Origin of the sequence: Actinoallomurus liliacearum (assembly GCF_039542035.1) — a bacterium.
GTDB lineage: Bacteria > Actinomycetota > Actinomycetes > Streptosporangiales > Streptosporangiaceae > Actinoallomurus > Actinoallomurus liliacearum.
Map to the genome: position 1 here is coordinate 70,865 of NZ_BAABHJ010000040.1, position 21,873 is coordinate 92,737.

Consider the following 21,873-nt stretch of genomic DNA (forward strand, 5'->3'; position numbering starts at 1 on the left):
GTGCCGGGCTGGCTCCGCTGCTTCCAGGCCCGGCCGGCCGCGGCGACGCGGCTGATCTGCTTTCCCCACGCGGGCGGCTCGGCTGCGTTCTACCGCCCGTTGGCCATGGCGGCCACGGAGGTCGAGGTCCACATCGCGGAGTACCCCGGCCGGGCGGACCGGCTGTTCGAGCCCCTCGTCGACGACGCGGGGCGAATCGCCCGTGCCGTCACCGAGGCGCTCGGTCCGCTGCTGGACCGACCGGTCGCGCTGTTCGGGCACAGCATGGGGGCGACCATCGCCCACGAGACCGCCCGCCTGCTGACCGCGCGCGGGGTCCCGCCGACGCACCTGTTCGTCTCCGCGTCCCGCGCCTCCCACGACCGGCCGGGCGGCCCGGCCGATGAGGTCCTCCACGACAAGGACGACGACGCCTTCGTCGCCGAGCTGGTCCGGCTCGGCGGCACGGACGCGCGGGCCCTCGCCGACCCGCAGCTGCGCGAGCTCGTCCTCCCGTACGTGCGGAGTGACTTCCGGCTGATCGAGACGTACCGGCACGAGCCCGGCCCGCGCCTCGACCTCCCGATCACCGCGTTCTCCGGGAACGCCGACCCGATCGTCACCATCGCGCAGGCCGAACGCTGGGCCGAACTGACCACCGGTGAGTTCACGCTGCGGGTCTTCCCCGGTGACCACTTCTACGTGGTCCCGCACCGGGACGCCGTCCTGGCGGCGATCCAGGAGGCCGTCGCCTCGGACGGCGGTGGCCGCCATGCCGGACCGAAGGCTCGGCGAGCCACGGATGACGCGCCCAGCGTGTCCAGATAGGCGGTGACCTTACGGGGGCCGGGCGTCCGTTGACCGAGCGTTCGTCACGGCCCGTTCTCTCCGCTGCCCCTGTGGTTCCGGGACCTGACGACCACGGCCCTGTCCTCGGGGACGACTGTCGGCGTCGCCGAGGACAGGGCCGGGCTGGTCAGCGTCGGCCAGGGGCGCTGACGACGGCCACGTGATCGCGGTAGAAGGAGTTGATGACGGTACCCGCGGGCAGGGCCGGGGAGTTCCAGGGGTACTTCTTCGGGTCGTGGGCCATTTGGCGCGCTTCGGCGGCGTTGGACGGTTTAGGAGCGGGCGGGCGGTGGCCGTCGCTGACGCTCGCCCAGCCGATCATCTGGTAGCTGGTCGGGTCGAGCAGGATCGCGCTGGTGGGAAGGTGGAAGACGGCGATGGCCGTACGCCTGGGCGCGTACTGGAAGTCGCGCTTGACCTGGATGCCGGGCAGTTGCGCCAGCGCCCGGTAGAGCGCTCCTTGGACGCGCGGCGGAGCGCCCGCCGGCGAGTTCCACAGCAACTGCTGAATGTTCTCGAACGCCAGCTCCTGCTTGCTCTGACCGCCGCCACGCGGTTCGGATCCGACCTTGGCGTACAGCGTGGCGAGGAGAGCGTGCGGGTCGGTGGGCAGCGAGGCCAGCAGCCGATAGGCGCCCAGCGGTGTGCCCTCCGCGGACTCGGCCGTCGAGTGCCGCGTGACCACGAGCTTTCCACCCACCATGGAGGCATCCTGCATCCCGTCCATCCGGATCCAGGATTGGTCGGTCTCGCCGCCGGCGGCGTGATGGTACGCGGTGAAGCGGTAGTAGAGCCACTGGTGCGGTTCGAGCTTCGGCGCCGGCCGGGACTCGACGGTCCGCGCGGCCTTGTCCAGCACCTCGGTGGCCGCCGCCAGCTGGATGGAGGACGGCCGGGGACCGACATGGCCCTCCTGCCGCCCCGATCCGCCGACCGTGACGACGACGGCTGTGGCCGCCGCCGCGAGTGCCAGGCCACCAGCGATGATCGCCGGACGTCGGATCAGCGCGGGGCGGGACCGTGCCGAGGCGGCGGGGGAACCGAACGCCGATCGCAGACGGTCACGGCCGGCCGCCAGCTGGCCGGCCGAGGGCTCCGGAGCGTCGGCACGCATCTCACGCACCAGGTCGAGGTCGTTCATCGGTCGAGCTCCTCCATGCTGGAAGTGGGATTGTGTCCGCCGAGCGCCTCGCGGACCTTCTTTCGGGCCCGGTGCAGCCGTGACCGTACGGTGCCGACCGAGATGCCCAGCGCCTCGGCGGTCTCCTCGTAGGACAGGTCGGCCCAGGCGATGAGCAGGAGCACCTCGCGGTACTTCGGCGACAACGCGGCCAGCGCGCGAGCGATGGGCCGCCCGGCGGCGGAGGCCGCCACCCGGTCGTCGACGCCGTCCCCGTAGCTTTGCGCGACCGGGTCGGATCCCGTCTTCGCGAGCGCCTGCAGCATCCGTATCTCCGAACGCCGGCGCTTGCCGATGATGTTCGCGGCGATGCCGTACAGCCACGGCCGGGCATCCGTCCGGTCGAAGTGGTACCTGCGGCGCTGCCGGAACGCGTCCAGAAAGGTGTCGGCCACCACGTCGTCCGCGGCATCCGCTCCGAGCCGGCGGGTCACGTAGCGGTGAATGTGCGCGGCATGGCGGTCGTACACCTGCGCGAACGCCTCGGGCTCTCGTAGGGACTGCTGTATCAACGCGGCGTCGTCCATGCTCTCCCGCGCCGTCGAAGCCACATACGGCTGTGTTCTCATCCGGTCTCCGATTTCCGGTCTCGTGCGGAACGGACCATGTGCGACCGGTTTTCACCCGGACGGCCCGGATGAGTTCCCAATCGGATTCACTCGCCTCGGGCCCGACCCATGTGCGGCGGCAGAGGCCAGGCCGGGCCGCGGTGGGAACCACCGTGGCGACATCGGGTGATCAGGAGTCGACCGTCGTTCTTCGAAAGGACTCTTGATGACCTTCATTCCTCGGCGAGGCCGCGGCGCGGCCCGGCTCGGCGCTCTCGCGGCGGCGGTTTCGGCCACCGCGCTCGCCATCGGCGCTCCCGCGGCCTCGGCGGAGCCCGTCAAGCCCGGTCCCGGCTGGCACCGGTCCGCGATCCCCGTCAAGGGCCAGGCCAACCTGACGAGCGTGGTCACCACCGGACGCACGGACGCCTGGGCGGGCGGGTTCAAGGTCAGCAGCATCGTCGGCCATCCCTCGGCCGCCGCGCGGGGCGGCCTCGCCGGCACGGCCGCGGGGCGAGCGGACGCGCCCCCGGACATCTGCCAGATGGAGAAGGAGATGTTCCCGACCCTGATGCTGCGCTGGAACGGGCGCTCCTGGTCCTCGGTGACCATGCCCGCCGTCGGCCGCATCAACTTCCTCACCGCCACGGGCCGCAACGACGTGTGGGCCAGCGCGGACTGCGCGATGCTGCACTGGGACGGGCGACGCTGGACCCCGATGAGCTACCCGGCCTTCCCCGGCGCGCAACAGTCGTCCGGGACCCTCGTCGCCGCCGGCGGGCCGAAGGACGCGTGGCTCATCGGGGGCGTCTACGACTCCCGCACCCGGGTCGCACAGGGGTACGTCCAGCGGTGGAACGGCCGCCAGTGGCGGCCCATGGCGCTGCCCGGCATCGGCGACAACTGGCTGCTGTCCGGCATGGCCGTCCGGAATTCCCACGACGTCTGGGCCGCCGGCACCGACTTCGGCGACTCTCAAGGCCGCGAGCACCTGGTGCTCCTGCATTGGAACGGCCGCGCCTGGAAACGGCTGAAGGAACCCGCGATCAGCAACCGGTGGACCAGGCGCGTGGCGGCGGTCCGGGCGCTGTCGGCCAACGACGTCTGGGTGGTCGGCGCCGGGCAGGCCGGCTCCCGCGGCGGAAGCCGTCTCCCGATCATGCTGCACTGGAACGGCCACAAGTGGTCCAGCACCCCTGTGCCCGACGGTTCCGGAGAGATCAACGACGTGGTGAAGAACGGACGGAGCGTGTGGGCGGTCGGGGACACGGATCTCCCCTACCACATGTACACGCTGCGCTGGGACGGAAAGCGCTGGTCGCGCGGCTCGATCCCGCAGGCCGGAGACGGGGGCGTCAATGGCGCCGCCGCCATTCCGGGGGGCGGGCTGTGGGCCGTCGGCGGCACCGGTGACTCCGAGAAGAGCGGCGGCCCGTATCCCTTCCTCGCACACCACGCGTAACTTCAGCCGGCACGGATCGCCGGACGGGACCACTCCGTCCGGCGATCGTGGCTGATCAGGTGAGGCCGCGTCCGGTCGAGGAGGACGACCTTCGGAGCACTGTCGTGATCGGCGGCGTGGCAGCGCAGCGGTAGCGCGGGCTGCCGCCCGCTGTCGCCGTCACAGCGCGATGGGGCCGAGATCGACGGCGATCTGGGCCAGCGCGCGGATGGCGGGGCTGTCGGCGGTGGAGCGCCAGGTCAGGGCCCATTGAAGGTCAGGGGCATCGCGCATGGGCAGGAAGACGATGTCGGGAGGGTTGTTGTAGCGGGCGGCTATCTCGCCCAGCGGGTGGACGCACTGTCCGGCGGCGACCAGGGAAAGGACCTCATGGAAGGTCCGCGCGGCGGGCCCGCGCGGGATACGGCGACCGCTCGGCGTACGCATGGGGACCATGGCGGCGACCCAGTACTCGGGGGCGTCGGGGCCGAGGTCGGCGACGTGGTCGTCGGCGAGGTCCTCCAGGGAGGCGGAGCCGCGTTCGGCGAGCGGATGGTCGGCCGACACCGCCAGCACGCGGCTTCCGGTCAGCACGGTGGGGCCCACGGTGAGATCCGCTTCGACGACGGGCAGCCACAGCACATTGATGTCGTTCACTCCGGCGCGCAGGGAGGCGAACGCGTCGCTGCCGGTGATCTCGTTGAACTGGACATCGCTGCCAGGGTGACGGGTGCGGAACATGTCGACGAGTGGGCGTAGTTCGTGTCCGGCATGGCCGAAGACACCCAGCCGCAGAGTCCGGCCCCCGCTCAGGCCGGCTGCTTCGGCGCGGGCGAGTCCCTCCTGGAGGAGGTCGAGGGCTTGTTGCAGATCCTCGCGGAGGCGCCGGCCGACCGGGGTCAGGCTCACGCGGCGGCTGGTGCGATCGAACAGGGCCACGCCGAGGCGCCGCTCTTGTCTGCTGATGACCTGGCTCACGCGGGCCTGGGACACATGGAGCCGTTCCGCGGTGCGGCCGAAGTGCAGTTCCTCGGCCAACGTCAGGAAGATCTCGATGTCCCGAAGCTCCATTGATAACTCCAGAATTATGGATCTCCGCACGAAGCGTACATTGTTCCGCCGCTGACCTGCCTCGATGCTGGAGATACACCGTCTGACAGGCAACACCCGCCTGGTCGGCACCTCGATAAGGCAGGCTCTGGAGCGACCCGTATGACCATCACGCCCACGCTCGGTGAGCTGAGCGGCGACTACGCCCTCGATACCGCCCACACCCGGATCGGCTTCGTCGCCCGGCACACGATCGGTCCCAAGGTGCGCGGGCGATTCGAGGAATTCGAAGGCGGGGGCCGCTTGGACGGCGACGATCCGTCGAAGTCGCACCTCCGGCTCACCATCCAGGCCGGCAGCATCCAGACCGGCAACGCCAAACGCGACGACCTGCTGCGCGGCAGATTCCTGAACCTCCACGACCATCCGACCATCACTTTCACCTCGACCGGGGCGCGGCAGGTCGGCGAGACCGCTTTCGAGCTCACCGGTGACCTGACCATCCGCGGCGTGACCAAGCCGGTCACCGTTGCCCTTGAGCAGACCGGCACCGAACACGACCCGCGGGGCAAGGTCCGCATTCGCTTCAAGGGCAACACCGTGATCAACCGGGCGGACTGGGGTGTGAACTGGACCGCCGCCGCGGGCCTGGTCGGCAAGAAGGTGACGCTGGAGTTCGACGTCACCGCTGTCCGGCGGACCTAGTGCCGCGTCAAACAACCCTGTTCGTGTAACCAGCCATTGTTCGGAATCGTCCGATGGCCCGGTGGCCCGGCAAACCTGGAGGGCCGGATTTTGTCGTAGGCACTTGGTGTAATCACCTCGTGCCTCGACGTGTTGGCCCTGAAGCCGTCCGGACGGTGTTGCGCACCGCCCGGGTCGGCCTGCGCGTCACGCCAGCGCAGCGGCGGCGCTGCTTCGGTCTGCTGCTCGCGGCCGGGGACGTGTGGGCGTGTGCGCTCGACATGAACCGGTGGCGACGCCAACGCGGCCTGGCACCCATCACCAACTTCCAGCAGCTGTGCCGGGAGCTGCACAAGGCCGGGCCGGGGGCCTTCGGTGATCTGAACTCCCCCTGCGCTGAAGGGGTGTTGCGTCGCTACAGCGATGCCTGGTTCGCCACCGCCAAACGCCGCGCCGACGGCGATGCCTCCGCTCGGTTCCCGCGCCGTAAACGCCGCTTGCTGCCGGTGCGGTTCCGCTACGGCAGCTTCGCCATCGACGGGCAGCGCCTGCGGTTGGCGGTCGCCCGTGGCCGCCTGCCCCTGTGGGTGCGCCTGGACCGGGAACTGCCCTATCCGGTCGGGCAAATCCGGTCGGTCACCCTGCTCAACGAGGGCGCTCGGTTGTTCGTCGAGGTGACCGCCGAGGTTCCCGTCGCCACCTACGCGCCCGGGACCGAACCCGACCCCGGCCGTGTGGCGGGCGTGGATCTAGGAGTGATCCACCCCTATGCGGTCGCCGGACCGGAGGGGGAAGGGCTGCTGGTTTCGGGGCGGGCGATGCGCGCCGAGGCCCACCTGCACCTCAAAGACACCAAACACCGGCGTCGCGCCGTCGCCCAGCGGGCACCCAAACCGGGGCAGGCAGGTTCGCGGCGGTGGCGCAAGTACCGGGCCCGCCAGCGCAAGCTCGAGGCCCGCCACAAACGCCGGATCAAACAGGCCCAGCACGAAGCCGCCGAACAGGTCGTCCAATGGGCCGTGGAACGGCGGGTCGGGACGCTACGGGTCGGTGACCCGCGCGGTGTCCTGGAGTTGAAGGCCGGGCGGCGGCACAACCAGCGGCTCCGTGACTGGCGGCCCGGCTATCTGATCCGCTGCCTCAAAGACAAAGCCGAACAAGCCGGGATCCGCGTCGAGCTGGTCGACGAACGCGGGACCTCCTCCACCTGCCCGTCCTGCGGGCGGCGGGTCCCCAAACCCGCCGGCCGCCGCTTCACCTGCATGCATTGTGGTTTCAGCGGGCACCGCGACCTGGTCGGCGGCGCCAACATCGCCCGGCGTGACCCGGGCGGACCCATCACCACCATGAAAAGGAACCCGTTCCCGGTGGTGATCACGCACCGTCGAGCCGGACGGCACCTCCCCGGTGCCGGACCGTCCCGGCGTGACCCCCGACGACGCCCCCATCACGGCACCGCACAAGGGTCCCCTGGCCGGCCGAGGCCCGCCCCACCACCCCAGTGGGGAGTCGCTCGCCCCGAGGCGAGGATCAACCAACACGGTCGTCCCACGACCAACGTTGCTTGACACGGCACTAGCACTCGCCCCCGGCAGGAACACCACTCGACGCGGAATCTCCGCCGTACCGTAGGGCGCGACCCGCCGGCGCGAGAAGCGCCGGCGGGTCGCGCCCGGTCGGTCAGTTGTAGAAGGTCGCGCTGTGGACGTCCACCGGGTTGGCGGTGTCGCCGGTGGTCACGCCGTACACGGCCACGAAGGCCGAGCCGGTCGAGACCAGGCCGGTGTAGTCACCGATCATCCGGCCGGAGCTCGTCAACGGCGCCTTCCGCGCGTCGAACGAGCCCTCGATGTGCCGCTCGCGCCACGATGCGGACGTCGTGCAGTCCGCCGAGCAGGTCACGGCCCAGAAGTCGGTGGGCAGGGTGGCCGCGGACGTGTTCTTCCGGAAGTCGTAGTACGTGACCGCCACGGTGCCGCCGGGGGACACGGCGATCGCCGGTACCGCGGCCGAACCGGTGGGCGTCTTGTCCACGCGAACCGGGCTGGACCAGGTCTTCCCGTCGTCCGTGGACCGCGCGTACGCGACGTGGAAGGTGCCGTCGGCGTCCTGGCTCTGCCAGACCGCGTTCACCACCTTGCTGTTCGGCTGGACCGCCAGCAGCGGCTCTGTGGCGTTGCGCACCGGGTCACCCGAGTTGTCGGGGTCCGGAATCTTGGTGGCCACAGTGAACGGGGCCGCCGCGTTCAGCGTCGGCGTCGACCACGTGTCGCCGCCGTCGGTCGAGCGGACGACCTGGGTGGCGGCGGTGGTGTCGGTCTCCACGTGCATGCCCATCAACAGCGTCCCGTCCGCCAACGGTTCCACGACGGCACCGATGGCGCCGCTGTTGGTGGGGAAGTCGTACACCTTCTTGCTGGTCCAGGTCTTCCCGTCGTCGGTCGACTTCGCCAGGTAGACCGGCTGTCCCCATTCGCCGTTCGACTCGCTGTAGGACCGGTCCCACACCGCGTAGACCACGCCCGGGTGGTACGGGTCGGCGGTGATCGACGGGCGGTCGTTGAAGAACTCCGGGTCGTCGTCCCGCTGCAGAGTCACCGGGGCGTCCCAGTGCTCGCCGCCGTCGGCGGACCGCGACACCAGCATCGCCGTGACCTGACCGGTACGCGACAGCGAGAACGACGCGGCCACCGCCGTGCCGGACGGTGTGATCGTGATCCAGTGGTCCGTCGTGACGTCGTAGTCGCCGCCGTTGGCGGCGGTACCGCCGTTGCACCGGGAAAACGCGGGCTGCGTCGCCGACCGATGCCAGGTCGCGCCGTAGTCATTGGACACGGCGGTGACGGCTCCGTTGCTGCCGTACCGGTTCCACCGGTCCTGCTGGTACACCGCGACGAGATGCCCCGGCCGCTTCGGATCCCGCGCGACCATGGGCTGAACCTCGGTGTTCGGGTTCAGCACGTAACCGTCGCCCTCGGGCAGCCCACAACCCGCCGGCAGCGCACTGGTACCCGAAATAGGCACCACGCCGGCAGGGTCAGAACCATCCGCGAAGGCGGGCTGAGCCGAAACGGTGCAGGCGGCCACGGCGGCCGCCACGGCCAGCACTGACCTTGAACGTCGTTTCAACGGTGCCTTCCTCATCCTCGATGGGGGTGTCTCCACAGGGAACGCTGCCGCCTAGCCGGGCAGCGTGTTCCCAGCAGACGCCGAACGGCACGACCGACGCTACAGCTTCAAGATCATCTTTGTCCCCCCTCTTGACTCACCGTGACCGAGCACTTCACTGCGTCAACCTCCTTGGGTCAGACGCGCTCAGCGCGGATGGCGGGACGAACGCGAGCGCTGAGGTAAGTACTCAGCGCTCGGTGATCTGTTCTGTGGCTTCGACGACCCATGGGTTCGTGGGCCACTTGGCGGCAATGCGCGCGTGTACTCGGGCGATCTCTCCGAGGGTCTTGCTGCCTCCGGTCACCGAGGCGATCGCGTGAGCGCGCCGCAACTCGGCCGATGCGGCATCGGGTTCACCGCTGGCGGCGAAGGCCGCAGCAGCTCGAACGCGGTATGAGGCGACCCATTCGGAGTCGCGTACGGCAGAGGGCAGGGCCGCGAGGGCGTCCAGAATCGTGTTCGCCGCACGAAGGTAGGCGGTCAGACTGTCCGCCAGGTAGGTGAGGATGATGCCGCGCTGCCTCGTGAGGAGCTCTGGACCGTAGAAATAGAGAGAGTCCGGGTCATCGCCGGATTTCCCGCCGGTGAGGGCCTGTTCGGCCTCGCCGATGGCATGGAGTGCGCCGTCCTTGTCGCCCATGATCGCGAGTGCGCGGCCTCCTTGCTGAATCGCCATCGCCCGAGTACCGACGGCCGTGGCCATCTCTGCGGCTGCATTCGATAGGGCGGCCATCGAGCCGATATCGCCCGTCACCCATGCCAGGTGGCCTCGCATGGACAGGGCCGTGGCCGCCAGATCCGCCTCGTCCGCCTGAATGCCGAGCCGTAGTGCCTGGTCGTACAGGGTGCCGGCGGCGTCGTGGCGACCGGTTGCGGTATGGAGCCAGCCATTGAACTGCGAGGCTCCGGACGCGGTCGCGGCCAGATCATCGACCGCAGAACCGCGTGCTTCGCGGAGGAGCCGAACGGTCAGGTGAACGACGGATCACGCGCCCAGCGCATCCGGATAAATGGTGAATCGCCCGAGGGTCCGGCGCCCGTTGACCGAGCTTTTCTCACGCCCCTCGGGGCGGCGAGCGATGTTCCGATCGTGGTGGGGCCTGATGTCTGCGTACGGAACGCAGCACGCCGAGGACGCTCACGGTGCCCAGCAGCCCGGCTGCGCAGATCACCAGGTAGGGCGGGACCACGGCGGCGACGGCGCCGCCGACGGCCATGCCGAGGCCCTGCAGGGTCATGATGCCGGCGCCCAGCAGGGACATGGCCCGGCCTCGCATCTCTTCGGGTACCGCGTGGACGAACCACCTGTCCATGCCGAGCGTGTACGCGGCGGACAGTCCGGTGAGCAGCATTAATCCGATCGCGAGCGGCAGCGGCGGGTGGACCGCGAATGCGGCCAGTGGCAGCAGCGATACGGCCGCGAGCGGCAGCGTGAGGCGCTCACGGGCGGCGGGGCTGAGCAGGGTGCCGACCAGCGCCTCGCTCACCACGGTGCCGGCGGGCATCGCGGCCAGGAACAGGCCGAAGCCGGTGGAACCCGCCCCAGAGGCGTCGGCGAAGGGGGCGGCGACCCCTTCGGCGACCACGAAGAACATCGGTGGGACCCACCACATCAGCAGCAGCGCGCGGATGCGGGCGTCGCCGAGCAACCGGCCGACCGAGGCGATGGAATCGCGTGCCATCGCGCCGCTTCCTGTTGTCCGGGCGGGCCGGTCACGGGTGCCCAGACGTAGCAGCAGAGCGGACGCGAGGAACGTGAGGATGGTGACGCGAAGCGCGGTGCGGGGCGATACCCACGCCAGCGCCAGGCCGCCCAGCCCGTAGCCGATGACCTGGGAACTCTGCGAGACGATCCGGATCAGCGAGCGGCCCAGGACGTACCGGTCGCCCTGCAGGATGTCCGCGAGGCTCGCCGCCCGGGTGCCGGTGAACAGCGGCGAGATCATCGCGACGGCGAGACGGAGCAGGAACAGGGCCGCGAACGGGGTCGCCGGGACGGCCATCAGGGCCACGCAACCCGCCGACAGCAGGTCGCAGGCGACCAGCACACGGCGGGGCGGATACCGGTCGGCGATGCCGGACAGCGTGATCCCGCTGAGCGCGTAGGGCAGGAAGCCGAGAGCGAAGACGAGGCCCGTCAACAGCGCCGAGTGGGTCTGCCGGAAGACCAGGACGGCCAGCGAGACCTCGGCGAGGACGCCGCCCAGCACCGAAAGGACATGGGCCACGAAGACGGCCCGGAATTCCTTGACCGCGAATACGGCACCGTATCCGGTCCTGGCGCTTTCGTCGCTCCGCGGGCCGGTGAGCGCCTTGTCCGATTCGGCGGGCGAAGAGGAATTCGCCACCATGCGAAGGATGCTCGCTTTCTCTGGTCCTGACGCCGGTGCACCGCGCAGGTCGCGACGGTGAGAGAGGTCGTCCGCGCGAGAGACAGCGGATCATCGGCGCATGGCCCATCCGCCGGTCCGGGGGTGGCGCATAGGGGGGAACCGGGGCCCGCCCCGGGCCGGCATCGGATCTCAGGACATAGCGGCTGAGATCAGCTTCTCAGGCGCCCGCCTGGTCAGCGGGGAACCCAGTTCTTCGGGACCCAGTTCTCGGTGTCGGCCATGTCGTCTCACTCCTCTCGATGCGTCCTCACGCATGGAGTCGCGTGCCGCGCGGGTCATTCGCACGGCGCCCTGACAAACCCGAGACGACCGTGACGCGATTCCTGTGACACCGCGGCGATGTGACGTGCGTCACTGCTCACGAATGTCACGCAGCGGTCGGGAGCAACGTCTCGTACACGGCAAGCCGGTCGCCGGACAGGCGTACGTCGAGCAACTCGGCAACTGGCGATAGCGGCCGACGACGGAACCGCAGACCGGCCGCAACAGTCCTGATTCCGTTCATCCGAAACTGACAGGAGACCCGAGAACGTGAATTTCCGTACCAAGACGGCTGCGGCGCTGGCCGCCGTCGGAATCGCCGCCGGAGCCCTGATGTCCATGGCGTCAGGAGCCGACGCGGCCAGTGCCCCCTGCTCGGGGTACACGTACCGTTCGAAGGCGGCCGTCAATGTTCCCCTTGTAGGCGGCACGAGGGTCACCGTCGGTTACACGTACTGGTATCAGAAGTCCTACGCGCACTCGCCCACGCGGATGTGCGCCGTCACCCGGCCGGCGAGCGCGTACGCCGGCAAGACGAACTGGCTCTATGTCGCCCTGGAGAGCAACGCCGGCATTGACCGCGACGGCGGGAACTACCGGTATTACGCCGGCCCGGTCACCGTGGCCAGGAGCGGGCGCGTGTCCCTATACGCGGAAGTCGGCCTCAAGACCGGGAAGAAGTACTCGGCCACGCTCGACAGCATCTGACGCCAAGGCCTGAACTGCCTCTTCGGGTTCCTTCCGCTGTCGGCGGGAGGAGCCCGAAGATCGTTGGAACGAGGTCTCCTCAGGCCGCGTCCTCGCAGCGCCGGGCCGGCGTTTCTCAAGCCCTGAGCCGGCGGCCGGGGTCGGTCAGGACCGACTGTGGCCGTCCGATTCCACGGCGCAACCATCCGGTCGTAGGTTGAAGGCACCTTTCCCCCACATGTCTGGAGGATCCGACATGATGCAGCAACCACCCCCAGGGTGGGATCCGGCCAAGTGTCAGGGCGGCGGGACGCCGACCTTCACCGGGGCGGACGTCATCACCGAGTTGGGGAACAACCACGCGCAGCCGCTCTTCATCTCGATGCACGACGCCGATGCCGGCAACCAGAACTGGGATCACACCTTCGTGCTCCCCTACCGGGTCACCTTTAGGAACTGGGTCGTGGTCGTCATCGCCCACGTGCACGTCAAGAGGCAGACCGACGGCAGCTACCACCAGTTCCCGGGCAACGCCTACATCCCGGGCTATGCCAACTGGGGCTGCCCCACTCCCCAGTTCGTCTTAACTGACGCGCCCCAGTTCAACCCGGCCGTGCACACGTACAACCGGGCCGTGAGGAACGCGCACTGGGCCAGCGACACCAACGCGGACGTCGCTCTCTTCTCAGGGAGGACCCGCTACCCACGACCCACGTAGAGCCGCAAGCCAGGCGCGGCCCGGCCGGCCGGATGACCGCCGAGGGTTCCGGCGGCGGTCATTCGGCGGGCCGGGAGGGGTCAGACGCGCTTGGCGCCGATGGCGGCCATCAGCTTGGGCCAGGCGGTGTGCATCTCGCGCGTCCACGCGGGCCAGGAGTGCCGGCCATCGCCGTAGATGTGCGAGGTGATCGGGACGCCGAGCTGCTGGGCCTTCTGTAGGAAGGTCACGTTCGTGGCGCCGACCATCCGCTCGCTGAGCAGGCCGATGTCCCACGGCGCGGTCTTGGGGTTGTCGCCGGGGCCGGGCTTGCCGGTGGTGCCCGAGGAGATGTAGACGCCGGTGCCCTTGAGGCGCGTGATCAGGTAGAGCGGGTCGTGCTGGCGCCAGTTGACGTCGTCGGCGACCGGTACGCCCCAGATGCGAAACGGGTCCGTGCCGTCGCCGGCACCGACGATCGTGAACATCAGCAGCGCCGGCACACCCGGTGACCGCAGTGACAGCACGCCGCTGAACGAGGCGGCGTACCGGTACAGGCCGGGGTAGCGCTCGGCGTACGTGATCGCGCCCTCGCCGCCGGAGGAGTTGCCCATGACGGCCCGCGCGGTCCCGGCGTGGTAGGCGCGCTCCACGATCTCCCGGACCTCGAAGTTGTGGAAGGTCTCCCACTGCGGGCTGCCGTACTTGCCGTAGTTGTACCAGTTCGTATATGACCCGTTCACGCCGCCTTCCGGCATGACGACCATGACGTTGTACTTGTACGCATAGGTCTCGATGTCGGTGCTGCGGGTCCACGACTGGTAGTGGTCGCGGCCGCCGTGCAGGGCGTACAGCACCGGGTACCGCTTGGTCGTCGAGGTCTTCCAGCCCTTCGGCACCAGGATCCGCACCTTCACCGACTGGCCGAGCGCGACGGACTTGACCGTCAGGTCGACCTCGTGGCTGGTCAGCCACTTCTGCGAGGTGACGCGCGCCCCGTCGCTCGCCTTGGCGGTACTGGGGACCTTGTTGCTCGGTTTGCTCGCTGCGGCGGCGGGCGACGCGCCCGCCATGGCGACGGCCAGGGCTGCGCCCATGGTCGACGCGACGGCGCGGCGGAGCGGAGTACCTGGCATGCTCATTCCTCCGGTGCTTTCCAGTGCCACCCGGGTCCGCCCGGGTTGGGAACGATCTCTCGCTGCGGACGCGGGGCGCTGCGACCGTCGCCCGCCTCCTCGCGTGTCTGACGGGATACCGGGGCGCGGCCGTTGACGGCCGCCACCCGGCGCAGGATCTCGTCGGCGAGCGTGGGCTCGCCGGTGGCGCCGTGCTCGACAACGGCCTCGAACTCCCCGGTCGGGCCGTGCTCGAGGACGGCCTCGGGCTCTCCGGTGACGGCGTCGGTGGCCGGGCCCGCGTCATCGCGACGGCCGGGGCCGCGCCCGTGGCCGACGAGTTCGGCGGCGGCCGTACGGTCCGGGACGGTCCGCAGCGCCCGCCGCTCCGCCCTGAGTTCGGCCAGCCGCTGCGCCTGCCGCCGTGCCCTGGGGGCGGGCGCGGTCTCGACGAGCACGTCCTCCAGGGCCGGAACGCTCTCCGGGACTCGTGCGGGCTCCTCCTCCACCGGGGTGCCCTCCGCGGGCGGGGCGGCGCTCCCCGCGGCCGGGACGGTGCTCTCCTCAGGCGGGGCGGCGCTCTCCGGGGGCGGGGGTTCGTCGTGTTCGCCGAGGTCGAGGTGGGAGTGGAGGGCGCGCAGCGGGCGGGGCAGCCACCAGTTCGCCGGGCCGAGGAAGCGCATCGTCGCCGGGACCAGCAGCATCCGGACCAGGGAGGCGTCCACGACGATCGCCACGAACATTCCGACGCCGATGAGCTTGACCAGGGTGATCTCCGCGGTGGAGAACACCGCGATCACCACGAGGAACAGCAGGGCCGCGCTGGAGATGATGCCGCCGGTGCGCTGCAGCCCGACGGCGACGGACCGGACGTTGTCCCGCGTGCGGTCCCACTCCTCGCGGACGCGGCTGAGCAGGAAGACCTCGTAGTCCATCGACAGGCCGAAGACGGTGAGCAGGACGAGGATGATGGTCGTCGGCTCGGTCGTACCGGTCGGGGTGAAGCGCAGCAGGCCCGCGAGGTGGCCGTCCTGGAAGCCCCACACGATCGCGCCGAAGGACGCGCCGAGGGACAGCAGGTTCATGGTGACGGCCTTGAGCGGCAGCACGATCGACCCGAACGCCATGAACAGCAGCAGGAACGTGACCAGCCCGATCACCGCGCCGACCATGGGCAGGCCGCGCCGCAGGCTGTCCATCATGTCCATCTGAGCGGCCGTGGAGCCGCCGACGTCGGCGTACAGGGCCTCCCGCTGCGGCGGGACCGCGCGGATGCGGCGGACGAGGTCACGGGCCTGGTCGGTCATCGCGCCGTACTCGTGGCGGACCGAGATGCGGACCGCGGCGTACTTGTCGGCGTACCCGGTGATCTCCACGCTGGTGACGCCGGGCAGGCGTCGCAGCCGGCCCTCGTAGTCGGTGATGAACGACGGCACCGGCCGCTTCTTCGACGGCACGAAGTTCTTCGGGATGAGGTCGCCGGACAGGACGACGTCGATCGGGTCCTTCGAGCCGGTGGGGAACTCCCGCTGGAACGCCTCGTAGAGCTGGCGGTTCGGGCTGCTCGTCGGCAGTACGCGCACGTCCGTCGTGCCGAACCGTACGTGCAGGAACGGTGTGGTCAGCACGCCGAGGACCGCCATGACGGCGACGAAGTACAGGATCGGGTGGCGCATGACACTGGTCGCCAGGCGGTACCACGGGCCGCCCTCGCGCCGGTCCTTCCGGGTCCGGCGGCGCCACGGCATCCGGCCGAACTCCACGCGATGGCCGAGCAGGGCGAGCAGCGCGGGCAGCAGGATGAGCGCGCCTACGATCGCGACGGCGACGACCGCCATGCCGCCGAGGCCGACCGAGCGCAGGAACATCTGCGGGAACAGCAGCAGCCCGCTGAGCGCGGTCGTCACCGTGATGCCGGAGAACGCGATCGTGCGGCCCGCGGTCGCCATCGTGTTCGCCAGGGCGGTCGGCCGGTCGGCGCCGCGCGCCAGCTCCTCCCGGAACCGGTTGACGATGAACAGCGAGTAGTCGATCGCCAGGCCGAGGCCCATCATCGTGATGACCTCGGCGCTGAAGGACGAGACGTCGGTGACCATCGTCAGCAGCCGCAGCACGGTGAACGCCCCGACGATGGAGAAGGCGCCGACGACGAGCGGCAGCCAGAACGATCCGAGGCTGCCGAACACCAGCAGCATCAGGACCAGCAGCACCGGGAAGGAGATCGTCTCCGCGCGGGCCAGGTCGCCCTGCGTCTGGGTGTTGAACTCCTTGGCGAGCGGCACGCCACCGCCGACCCGCACGCTGAGGCCGGGCGCGGCGAACATGTCCTTGATGGCGTCGTACGCCGCGGCCTTGGCCGAGTCGTCGCCGGCGAGCTGCACGGCCGCGAACGTCGCGTGCCGGTCCTTGGACGCCAGCTCGGCGACGCGCGGCGTCTGGCTCCAGTACGTCAGGACGTTGCGGATCCGGTCCTGCGGCAGGCGGGCGAGGGTCGTGACGACCGCGCCGCGGAAGCGGGGGTCGTCGATGCTCAGCCGGTCGCTGCGGTAGATGACGAAGACGTCGGGCGTGGAGTTGCTGAAGTACTGCGCGGACAGCTTGGCGACGAGCGAGGACGAGGAGTGCGGGTCGTCGAAGCCGCCGCTCTTCAGCCGCGCGACCGCGCCCGAGCCCCACATCCCGGACAGGACCGCGAACGCCAGGCACAGGGCGAGACAGCTCAGCCGTCGTCGATGGACGAGACGTCCCAGACCGGCGAACATCGCTGCCTTTCGTCTACCGGATCACGGGCAGCGTCCCGGCGAGATACCGCTCGCGGCAGGCGCTGCGGGCGATCTTGCCGCTGGACGTGCGCGGGACCCCGCCCGGCTCCACGAGCACGAAGTCGTGCAGCCGCAGCTCGTGGGCGGCGCTCACGGCGCTCCGTACGGCGCGGGCGACGTCCTCCACGGGGACGCCCTGGCCGCGCCGGCCGCGCTCGGCGACGACCACGACCCGTTCGCCGTCCTCGCCCGCGAGCGCGAACGCCGCCACGTGATCGCGCCTGATCCCCTCGTGCGCCTCCTGCGCGCTGACTTCCACATCCTGTGGATAGTGGTTGCGGCCGTCGACGATGATGAGGTCCTTGATCCGGCCGGTGACGTACAGCTCGCCGTCGTGGACGACGCCGAGGTCGCCGGTGCGCAGCCAGCCCTCGGCGGGCAGCCCGTCGGCCGGGTCCTCCAGTACGGCGCCGAACACCTCGGCGGTCTTGTCCGGGTTGCGCCAGTAGCCGGGTGAGACGTTCGGCCCGTTGACCCAGATCTCGCCGACCCGCCCGTCCGGCAGCTCGACCCGCGACTCCGGGTCGACGATGGCCACATGCTGGCCGGTCGGCGTACCGCAGGACACGAGGACGGTGTCGCCGCCGGGCCGTGCCTCGCCCTCGGCCAGCGCCACCCGGTCGAAGGCCGTGAACCGCGGCTCGCCGCGCGTCTTACTGGAGACGTACACGGTGGCCTCGGCCAGGCCGTACCCCGGGGACTGCGCCTCGGACCGCAGCCCCGCCGACCCGAACGCCGCGGCGAAGCCGCGCACCGTGTCCGGCCGGATCGGCTCCGCGCCGTTCAGCGCGACCCGTACGCCGCCGAGCCGCAGCCGGGCCTTCTCCTCCTCGGTGACCCGGGAGGCGCAGTACTCGTACGCGAAGTTCGGCCCCGCCGTGATCACGTCGTCGTGCTCGGACAGCAGCTCCAGCCAGCGCAGCGGCTCCATCACGAACGCCACCGGGTCGGTCAGAACGAGGTGGTTGCCGTGCACCAGCGGCAGGGCCAGCGCCAGGATCAGCCCCATGTCGTGGAACAGCGGCAGCCAGCTCACGCCGACCGTCTCCCGTGGCCGCGCCTCGTAGCCGGTCCACACCTGCAGCGCGTTGGCGGTGATGTTCCGGTGGGTGATCTGCACGCCGGCCGGCGCGCGGGTCGACCCGGAGGTGTACTGCAGGTACGCGACGTCGTCCAGGCCGAGCTCCTCGCCCGGCCAGGAGGCGGCGAGCGAGACGTCGACCGTGTCGGCGAGCACGATGTCCTTGGGCCGGGGCGCGCTCTGCTCGTCGATGAAGCGTTCGACCTGCGGGAGCGCGGAGGCGACGGTCACGACCACGGACGGGTCCGCGTCGCCGTACGAGCGGATCAGCCGCTCGGCGTGGCCTGGCAGGTCCGGGGAGAACAGCGGCACGGCGATGACCCGGGCGTACATCGCGCCGACCATCGTGGTGAGGTACTCCAGGCTCTGCGGCATGAGCAGCGCGACGCGCTCACCGGGTTCGGCGACCTCGCGCAGCCGGGCGGCGATCGCCCGTGCCCGCCGGTGCAGCTGTCCCCAGGTCAGGTCGCGGCGTTCGCCCGCCGGATCGGCGGCGTAGTCCACGAACGTCAGGGCCGGCGCGGACGGCATCTCGGCCGCCCTGCGGGCCACCGACGCGATGAGCGGCTCGTCGAGGGACCCGGGTTCGAGACGACGACCGCTCAGTGCCATGTCCGCACTCCCTGCCTCGCCACGGCCGCAAGGCCGACACCACCCGTGATCATCGTGACCGCGTGAAGCTATCGCAGGGCCCGAACCCGCTGCTTCCCTCCCGAACCACATTCGCCGCCCCGTCCTTGTCACCTCGGTGACAACCGGGCGAGCTGCATTACGGTGCAAGACGTGAGAAAGCCCCGGCTGCCGCGCGGGCAGCGCGCCGACGTCCTGCTCGCCGCGGTCGTCGGCGCGGTCGTCGCCTTCAGCACGGTGTGGCACGCCGGGGGCTTCCGCCCCGTCCACCCGCGGGCGTACGCCATGATGGCCGTCGGTGTCGCCGCGCTCGCCATCCGTCGCCGGGCGCCGGTCCTCGCGGTCACCGTCGTCGGGGTGTCGACCGCGTACTACTACATCGGCCCGTTCCCCGACGGTGGGGAGATGCTCACGTTCGCGGTCGCCTCGTACCTGGCGGCGGCGCAGGGGCAGCGGGTCGCCGCGTACGTCGGGACCGCGGCGGGGCTGGCGGTGTTCGGCTGGGCGGAGTTCGCCGTCGGGCCGCCGCACGGCGGGCGGTTCCTCGGCGTCCTCGCCTGGGTGCTGGTCGTCGTCATCGCCGGTGAGGTGACGCGCTACCACCGGGCGTACCTGAACGAGGCCCGGCGACGCGTCGCCGAGGCCGAGCGCACCCGCGAGGAGGAGGCCCGCCGGCACGTCACCGAGGAACGGCTGCGCATCGCCCGCGAACTGCACGACGTCCTCGCCCACAAGATCTCGCTGATCAACGTGCAGGCCGGAGCCGCCCTGCACCGGCGCGACCCCGAGCAGGCGTACGCCGCGCTGAGCGCCATCAAGGACGCGAGCAAGGAGACCCTCCGGGAGCTGCGCACGACGCTCGGCGTGCTCCGCCAGGTCGACGAGGCGCAGCCGCTCGCCCCCGCGCCGTCGCTCGACCACCTAGACGAGCTGATCGCCCAGACGAAGAACGCCGGGCTGCCCGTCGACCTCACCGTCTCCGGCGAACGCGCGCCACTGCCGTCACCGGTCGACCTGGCCGCCTACCGCATTGTCCAGGAGGCCCTCACCAACGCCGTACGCCACGCCGGCCCGGCGACCGCGACCGTCCTGGTGCGGTACGACCCGGCCCAGGTGACGGTGGAGATCGCCGACGACGGGCGCGGCTCCGCCACCACCGAGGGCAACGGCATCCGCGGCATGCGCGAACGCGCCACCGCCGTCGGCGGCACCCTGACGACGACCAACCGCCCCGGCGGCGGCTTCCTGATCCACGCGACCCTCCCCCTAGCCCCCGCCTGACGATCCCGTTCTTGATCCCTGGCGCCTGCTGCTCCCTATGCACACCGATCGCCAGCGGATCCGCGGTACGGAGTCGGCTCTATCGCCGGCCCACCGGTGAATCGAAGAGGACGAACTCGGCGCGTACCGTCTTGCCGTTCGGACCGGGGTGGATGGTGACGCGAGCGAGTTCTTCGGCGATCCACAGGCCGAAGTGTCCGACCTCACCAGGGAGATCCTGCACGGGGAGTACGGGCGAGGCGTCCGTGACGTCGAGGATGACGGTGGGCTCGGGTTCCGTCCGTACCGTGATGGCCAGCGTTACGGGGGCCGAGCCGTGGGCGAGGGCGTTGGTCACCAACTCGCTGGTCACCAGGATCGCGTCTTCGACGAGATCCGCGTCCCACCCGGCCAGGACGGTGCCCGTCAGCGCCCGGGCGGTGATCACGGCTTCGGGGTCCTGATCCAATCGGCACACCCACTGCCGCTGTTCGTAAGGGACCTGCGTCTCGCCGTCGGTGACCATGTACGACCTCCATCGATCGTGGCTGGTGTCAGTGGGTCGGACTGAGGACCTGGATGATGCGGGCGGCCGCGATGTCGAGGTTGTCGACGTGAGCGATCCGTACACCGAATGACCACCGGAACCACCACAGCCCGGCTCCGTCCGGCCCGACGGTGATGTCATCGTTCAAGGGCGGGGTCGTCGGGTTGACCACCCGTACGGACGGGGCCTTGCAGGAGCCCATGACGCGGGCGTACCAACCCTCCGCGCGCAGTCTCTCGGCGAGCATAGTGAGATGGGTGATCGGCTTGCCGCCCGGACTTGACGGTATTTCGCCATTAGGCACGCTTTTCACTTCCCCTCTGTAGCTAGGTCGTCGCTTCGCGTGTTCCGCCCCCTCAGGTCACATCGGCGCGTCGAGGTGCAGAAGTCGTCGAACGCGTGAAGACCGTGATGGCTGGCGACACCCGGTGAATGTCGTGAACCCGCTGCACTACAGGAAGGACGCAACCTAAATTTCTAGGTGAATGAGTGACCGGAGGTAAGGCATGGCATCGACTGGCAGCCCTCTCGCCACCTACCTGCAGCGAGCGCACTGGAAACCTCGCGACTTAGGTCGCGCCATCAGCGCCTGGCTGGACTCTCGGGGCCGCGTTAGCGAACGAATCCATCCCACAACGCCGTACTCCTGGACGAAACGCGACTATTGCCCATATGAGCCGTACCCGCAGATCGCTGCCGACGTTCTCTCGGCTCGACTTTGCGAGATGGTCACTCCGGAAGCGCTGTGGCCTGGCCGCAGGGTAGCGAGTTCATCGCTGAGATCGACTGATGACAATCTAGGAATGTCCTGGTCGGTCGATGACGTGATCCGGCAAATGGACGAGTTGATCGGTCACGGAACCGTCCGATACGTCGCAGCGTCGGGGAGTCGGCTCATAATCCCGGCGCTTGATGGCTTTCGAGGGCGCCCGCGACCGATCGGCGGCCTGCGCACCGACCACGTCGAGCCGCCGCTCGTGGAGCTGATCACTCGGCATATCGCCGACCTCCGCCGCCTTGACGACCGTGCCGGAGGCGGAGCACTCAGCCTCCGCTATGTGGACAACGAACTCCACGCGGTGCTGGATCTCCTGCGCAACGCCGTATGTCGCGCGGACGTGCATGATCGACTGCTCCTCGCCGCAGGTGATCTCGCCCAACTCTCCGGCTGGATGCACTGTGACGCCGGCGATCACGGCGCCGGACAGCGATATCTCCTGCTGGCCACTCGTGCCGCGCGTACGGTGTCCGACTCACCCGACTCCAGGATTCGCGCACTCGCTCAGGAGAGCGCGGCCAACATGGTCGGGATGCTCGCGTATCAATCGGCATGGCTGCTATCTCGTGCAGGCGCATCTGCTGAACCATGACCTTGAGACTGCCACGAGGGCAACGCGGGCAGCTCTGTCACGGTTGCCGGAAGTGCAATCCGGGCGCTGCCGTGTGCTCTTGCGCGGACTCCGGCAGGCGTTCGGACG

Annotated in this window: 19 protein-coding genes; 8 read left to right on the forward strand and 11 right to left on the reverse strand. The window is 70.0% G+C overall.

From position 1 onward, the window contains the following. The gene (locus ABD978_RS38795) at positions 1-807 is read left to right on the forward strand and encodes a thioesterase II family protein (protein ID WP_345365799.1); all 807 of its coding nucleotides are present in this window, start codon (positions 1-3) and stop codon (positions 805-807) included. Positions 808-955: 148 nt separating this feature from the next. On the opposite strand, the gene ABD978_RS38800 is transcribed toward ABD978_RS38795, so the two are convergent. Continuing rightward, positions 956-1,969: a CU044_5270 family protein gene (locus ABD978_RS38800; protein ID WP_345365801.1), complete on the reverse strand. Its 1,014-nt coding sequence runs from the start codon at positions 1,967-1,969 to the stop codon at positions 956-958. Next, a complete protein-coding gene (locus ABD978_RS38805) occupies positions 1,966-2,577 on the reverse strand; it encodes an RNA polymerase sigma factor (RefSeq protein WP_345365803.1) in 612 nt (203 codons plus the stop codon). Before ABD978_RS38805 ends, ABD978_RS38800 begins: the two co-directional genes overlap by 4 nt. Positions 2,578-2,782: 205 nt before the next feature. Between ABD978_RS38805 and ABD978_RS38810 the strand changes: the two genes are divergently transcribed. Beyond that, complete coding sequence (locus tag ABD978_RS38810; RefSeq protein ID WP_345365805.1) at positions 2,783-4,018, forward strand: hypothetical protein; 1,236 nt, start codon at positions 2,783-2,785, stop codon at positions 4,016-4,018. A gap of 159 nt (positions 4,019-4,177) precedes the next feature. Here ABD978_RS38810 and ABD978_RS38815 read toward each other — a convergent pair whose 3' ends face one another. Further along, positions 4,178-5,068 carry a LysR family transcriptional regulator gene (locus ABD978_RS38815; RefSeq protein WP_345365807.1) on the reverse strand — a complete coding sequence of 297 codons (891 nt, stop codon included), beginning with the start codon at positions 5,066-5,068 and terminating at the stop codon, positions 4,178-4,180. Positions 5,069-5,209: 141 nt separating this feature from the next. On the opposite strand from ABD978_RS38815, the gene ABD978_RS38820 reads away from it, so the two are divergent. After that, positions 5,210-5,752 (forward strand): YceI family protein, encoded by a 543-nt coding sequence (locus ABD978_RS38820; RefSeq protein WP_345365809.1) that lies wholly within the window; start codon positions 5,210-5,212, stop codon positions 5,750-5,752. Between the two features lie 119 nt (positions 5,753-5,871). After that, positions 5,872-7,299 carry an RNA-guided endonuclease InsQ/TnpB family protein gene (locus tag ABD978_RS38825; RefSeq protein ID WP_345365811.1) on the forward strand — a complete coding sequence of 476 codons (1,428 nt, stop codon included), beginning with the start codon at positions 5,872-5,874 and terminating at the stop codon, positions 7,297-7,299. Between the two features lie 112 nt (positions 7,300-7,411). Here the strand turns inward: ABD978_RS38825 and ABD978_RS38830 are convergent, their stop codons facing one another. From ABD978_RS38830 to ABD978_RS38840, 3 genes are all read right to left on the reverse strand, one after another. After that, complete coding sequence (locus tag ABD978_RS38830) at positions 7,412-8,758, reverse strand: exo-alpha-sialidase (RefSeq protein WP_345365813.1); 1,347 nt, start codon at positions 8,756-8,758, stop codon at positions 7,412-7,414. 331 nt (positions 8,759-9,089) lie between these two features. Beyond that, positions 9,090-9,875 carry an NsdA family TPR-like regulatory protein gene (locus ABD978_RS38835; RefSeq protein WP_486303917.1) on the reverse strand — a complete coding sequence of 262 codons (786 nt, stop codon included), beginning with the start codon at positions 9,873-9,875 and terminating at the stop codon, positions 9,090-9,092. Positions 9,876-9,957: 82 nt separating this feature from the next. Beyond that, the gene (locus ABD978_RS38840; RefSeq protein WP_345365817.1) at positions 9,958-11,253 is read right to left on the reverse strand and encodes an MFS transporter; all 1,296 of its coding nucleotides are present in this window, start codon (positions 11,251-11,253) and stop codon (positions 9,958-9,960) included. Between the two features lie 573 nt (positions 11,254-11,826). On the opposite strand from ABD978_RS38840, the gene ABD978_RS38845 reads away from it, so the two are divergent. Further along, a complete protein-coding gene (locus ABD978_RS38845) occupies positions 11,827-12,264 on the forward strand; it encodes a hypothetical protein (RefSeq protein ID WP_345365819.1) in 438 nt (145 codons plus the stop codon). Positions 12,265-12,499: 235 nt separating this feature from the next. Beyond that, entirely contained in the window at positions 12,500-12,961 is a 462-nt protein-coding gene (locus ABD978_RS38850) for a hypothetical protein (RefSeq protein ID WP_345365821.1), read from the forward strand. An 80-nt stretch (positions 12,962-13,041) separates the two neighbouring features. Here ABD978_RS38850 and ABD978_RS38855 read toward each other — a convergent pair whose 3' ends face one another. Genes ABD978_RS38855 through ABD978_RS38865 form a run of 3 tightly spaced genes read right to left on the reverse strand, consistent with a single transcriptional unit; the run spans position 13,042 to position 18,570 of the window. Next, complete coding sequence (locus ABD978_RS38855) at positions 13,042-14,076, reverse strand: alpha/beta hydrolase (protein WP_345365823.1); 1,035 nt, start codon at positions 14,074-14,076, stop codon at positions 13,042-13,044. Between the two features lie 2 nt (positions 14,077-14,078). After that, positions 14,079-16,817 carry an MMPL family transporter gene (locus ABD978_RS38860; protein ID WP_345365825.1) on the reverse strand — a complete coding sequence of 913 codons (2,739 nt, stop codon included), beginning with the start codon at positions 16,815-16,817 and terminating at the stop codon, positions 14,079-14,081. Between the two features lie 13 nt (positions 16,818-16,830). After that, positions 16,831-18,570, reverse strand: coding sequence for a fatty acyl-AMP ligase (locus tag ABD978_RS38865; RefSeq protein ID WP_345365827.1), 1,740 nt, complete (start codon positions 18,568-18,570; stop codon positions 16,831-16,833). A 171-nt stretch (positions 18,571-18,741) separates the two neighbouring features. Here ABD978_RS38865 and ABD978_RS38870 point away from each other — a divergent pair, with 171 nt between their 5' ends. Continuing rightward, the gene (locus ABD978_RS38870) at positions 18,742-19,869 is read left to right on the forward strand and encodes a sensor histidine kinase (RefSeq protein WP_345365829.1); all 1,128 of its coding nucleotides are present in this window, start codon (positions 18,742-18,744) and stop codon (positions 19,867-19,869) included. A 79-nt stretch (positions 19,870-19,948) separates the two neighbouring features. Here ABD978_RS38870 and ABD978_RS38875 read toward each other — a convergent pair whose 3' ends face one another. Then, positions 19,949-20,374 (reverse strand): ATP-binding protein, encoded by a 426-nt coding sequence (locus ABD978_RS38875; protein ID WP_345365830.1) that lies wholly within the window; start codon positions 20,372-20,374, stop codon positions 19,949-19,951. Between the two features lie 28 nt (positions 20,375-20,402). Further along, positions 20,403-20,642 carry a hypothetical protein gene (locus tag ABD978_RS38880; RefSeq protein WP_345365833.1) on the reverse strand — a complete coding sequence of 80 codons (240 nt, stop codon included), beginning with the start codon at positions 20,640-20,642 and terminating at the stop codon, positions 20,403-20,405. A 259-nt stretch (positions 20,643-20,901) separates the two neighbouring features. Between ABD978_RS38880 and ABD978_RS38885 the strand changes: the two genes are divergently transcribed. Continuing rightward, positions 20,902-21,765 carry an NsdA family TPR-like regulatory protein gene (locus ABD978_RS38885; RefSeq protein ID WP_486303916.1) on the forward strand — a complete coding sequence of 288 codons (864 nt, stop codon included), beginning with the start codon at positions 20,902-20,904 and terminating at the stop codon, positions 21,763-21,765. The last annotated feature ends 108 nt before the right edge of the window (positions 21,766-21,873 follow it).

Excerpts from the sequence above, each read along its gene's own strand:
- ABD978_RS38820 (WP_345365809.1), top strand. The coding sequence starts at position 5,210 with ATGACCATCACGCCCACGCTCGGTGAGCTGAGCGGCGACTACGCCCTC.
- ABD978_RS38805 (WP_345365803.1), bottom strand. The coding sequence starts at position 2,577 with ATGAGAACACAGCCGTATGTGGCTTCGACGGCGCGGGAGAGCATGGAC.
- ABD978_RS38810 (WP_345365805.1), top strand. The coding sequence starts at position 2,783 with ATGACCTTCATTCCTCGGCGAGGCCGCGGCGCGGCCCGGCTCGGCGCT.
- ABD978_RS38885 (WP_486303916.1), top strand. The coding sequence starts at position 20,902 with ATGGCATCGACTGGCAGCCCTCTCGCCACCTACCTGCAGCGAGCGCAC.
- ABD978_RS38880 (WP_345365833.1), bottom strand. The coding sequence starts at position 20,642 with ATGCTCGCCGAGAGACTGCGCGCGGAGGGTTGGTACGCCCGCGTCATG.
- ABD978_RS38865 (WP_345365827.1), bottom strand. The coding sequence starts at position 18,570 with ATGGCACTGAGCGGTCGTCGTCTCGAACCCGGGTCCCTCGACGAGCCG.
- ABD978_RS38815 (WP_345365807.1), bottom strand. The coding sequence starts at position 5,068 with ATGGAGCTTCGGGACATCGAGATCTTCCTGACGTTGGCCGAGGAACTG.
- ABD978_RS38875 (WP_345365830.1), bottom strand. The coding sequence starts at position 20,374 with ATGGTCACCGACGGCGAGACGCAGGTCCCTTACGAACAGCGGCAGTGG.
- ABD978_RS38850 (WP_345365821.1), top strand. The coding sequence starts at position 12,500 with ATGATGCAGCAACCACCCCCAGGGTGGGATCCGGCCAAGTGTCAGGGC.
- ABD978_RS38860 (WP_345365825.1), bottom strand. The coding sequence starts at position 16,817 with ATGTTCGCCGGTCTGGGACGTCTCGTCCATCGACGACGGCTGAGCTGT.
- ABD978_RS38855 (WP_345365823.1), bottom strand. The coding sequence starts at position 14,076 with ATGCCAGGTACTCCGCTCCGCCGCGCCGTCGCGTCGACCATGGGCGCA.
- ABD978_RS38840 (WP_345365817.1), bottom strand. The coding sequence starts at position 11,253 with ATGGTGGCGAATTCCTCTTCGCCCGCCGAATCGGACAAGGCGCTCACC.
- ABD978_RS38800 (WP_345365801.1), bottom strand. The coding sequence starts at position 1,969 with ATGAACGACCTCGACCTGGTGCGTGAGATGCGTGCCGACGCTCCGGAG.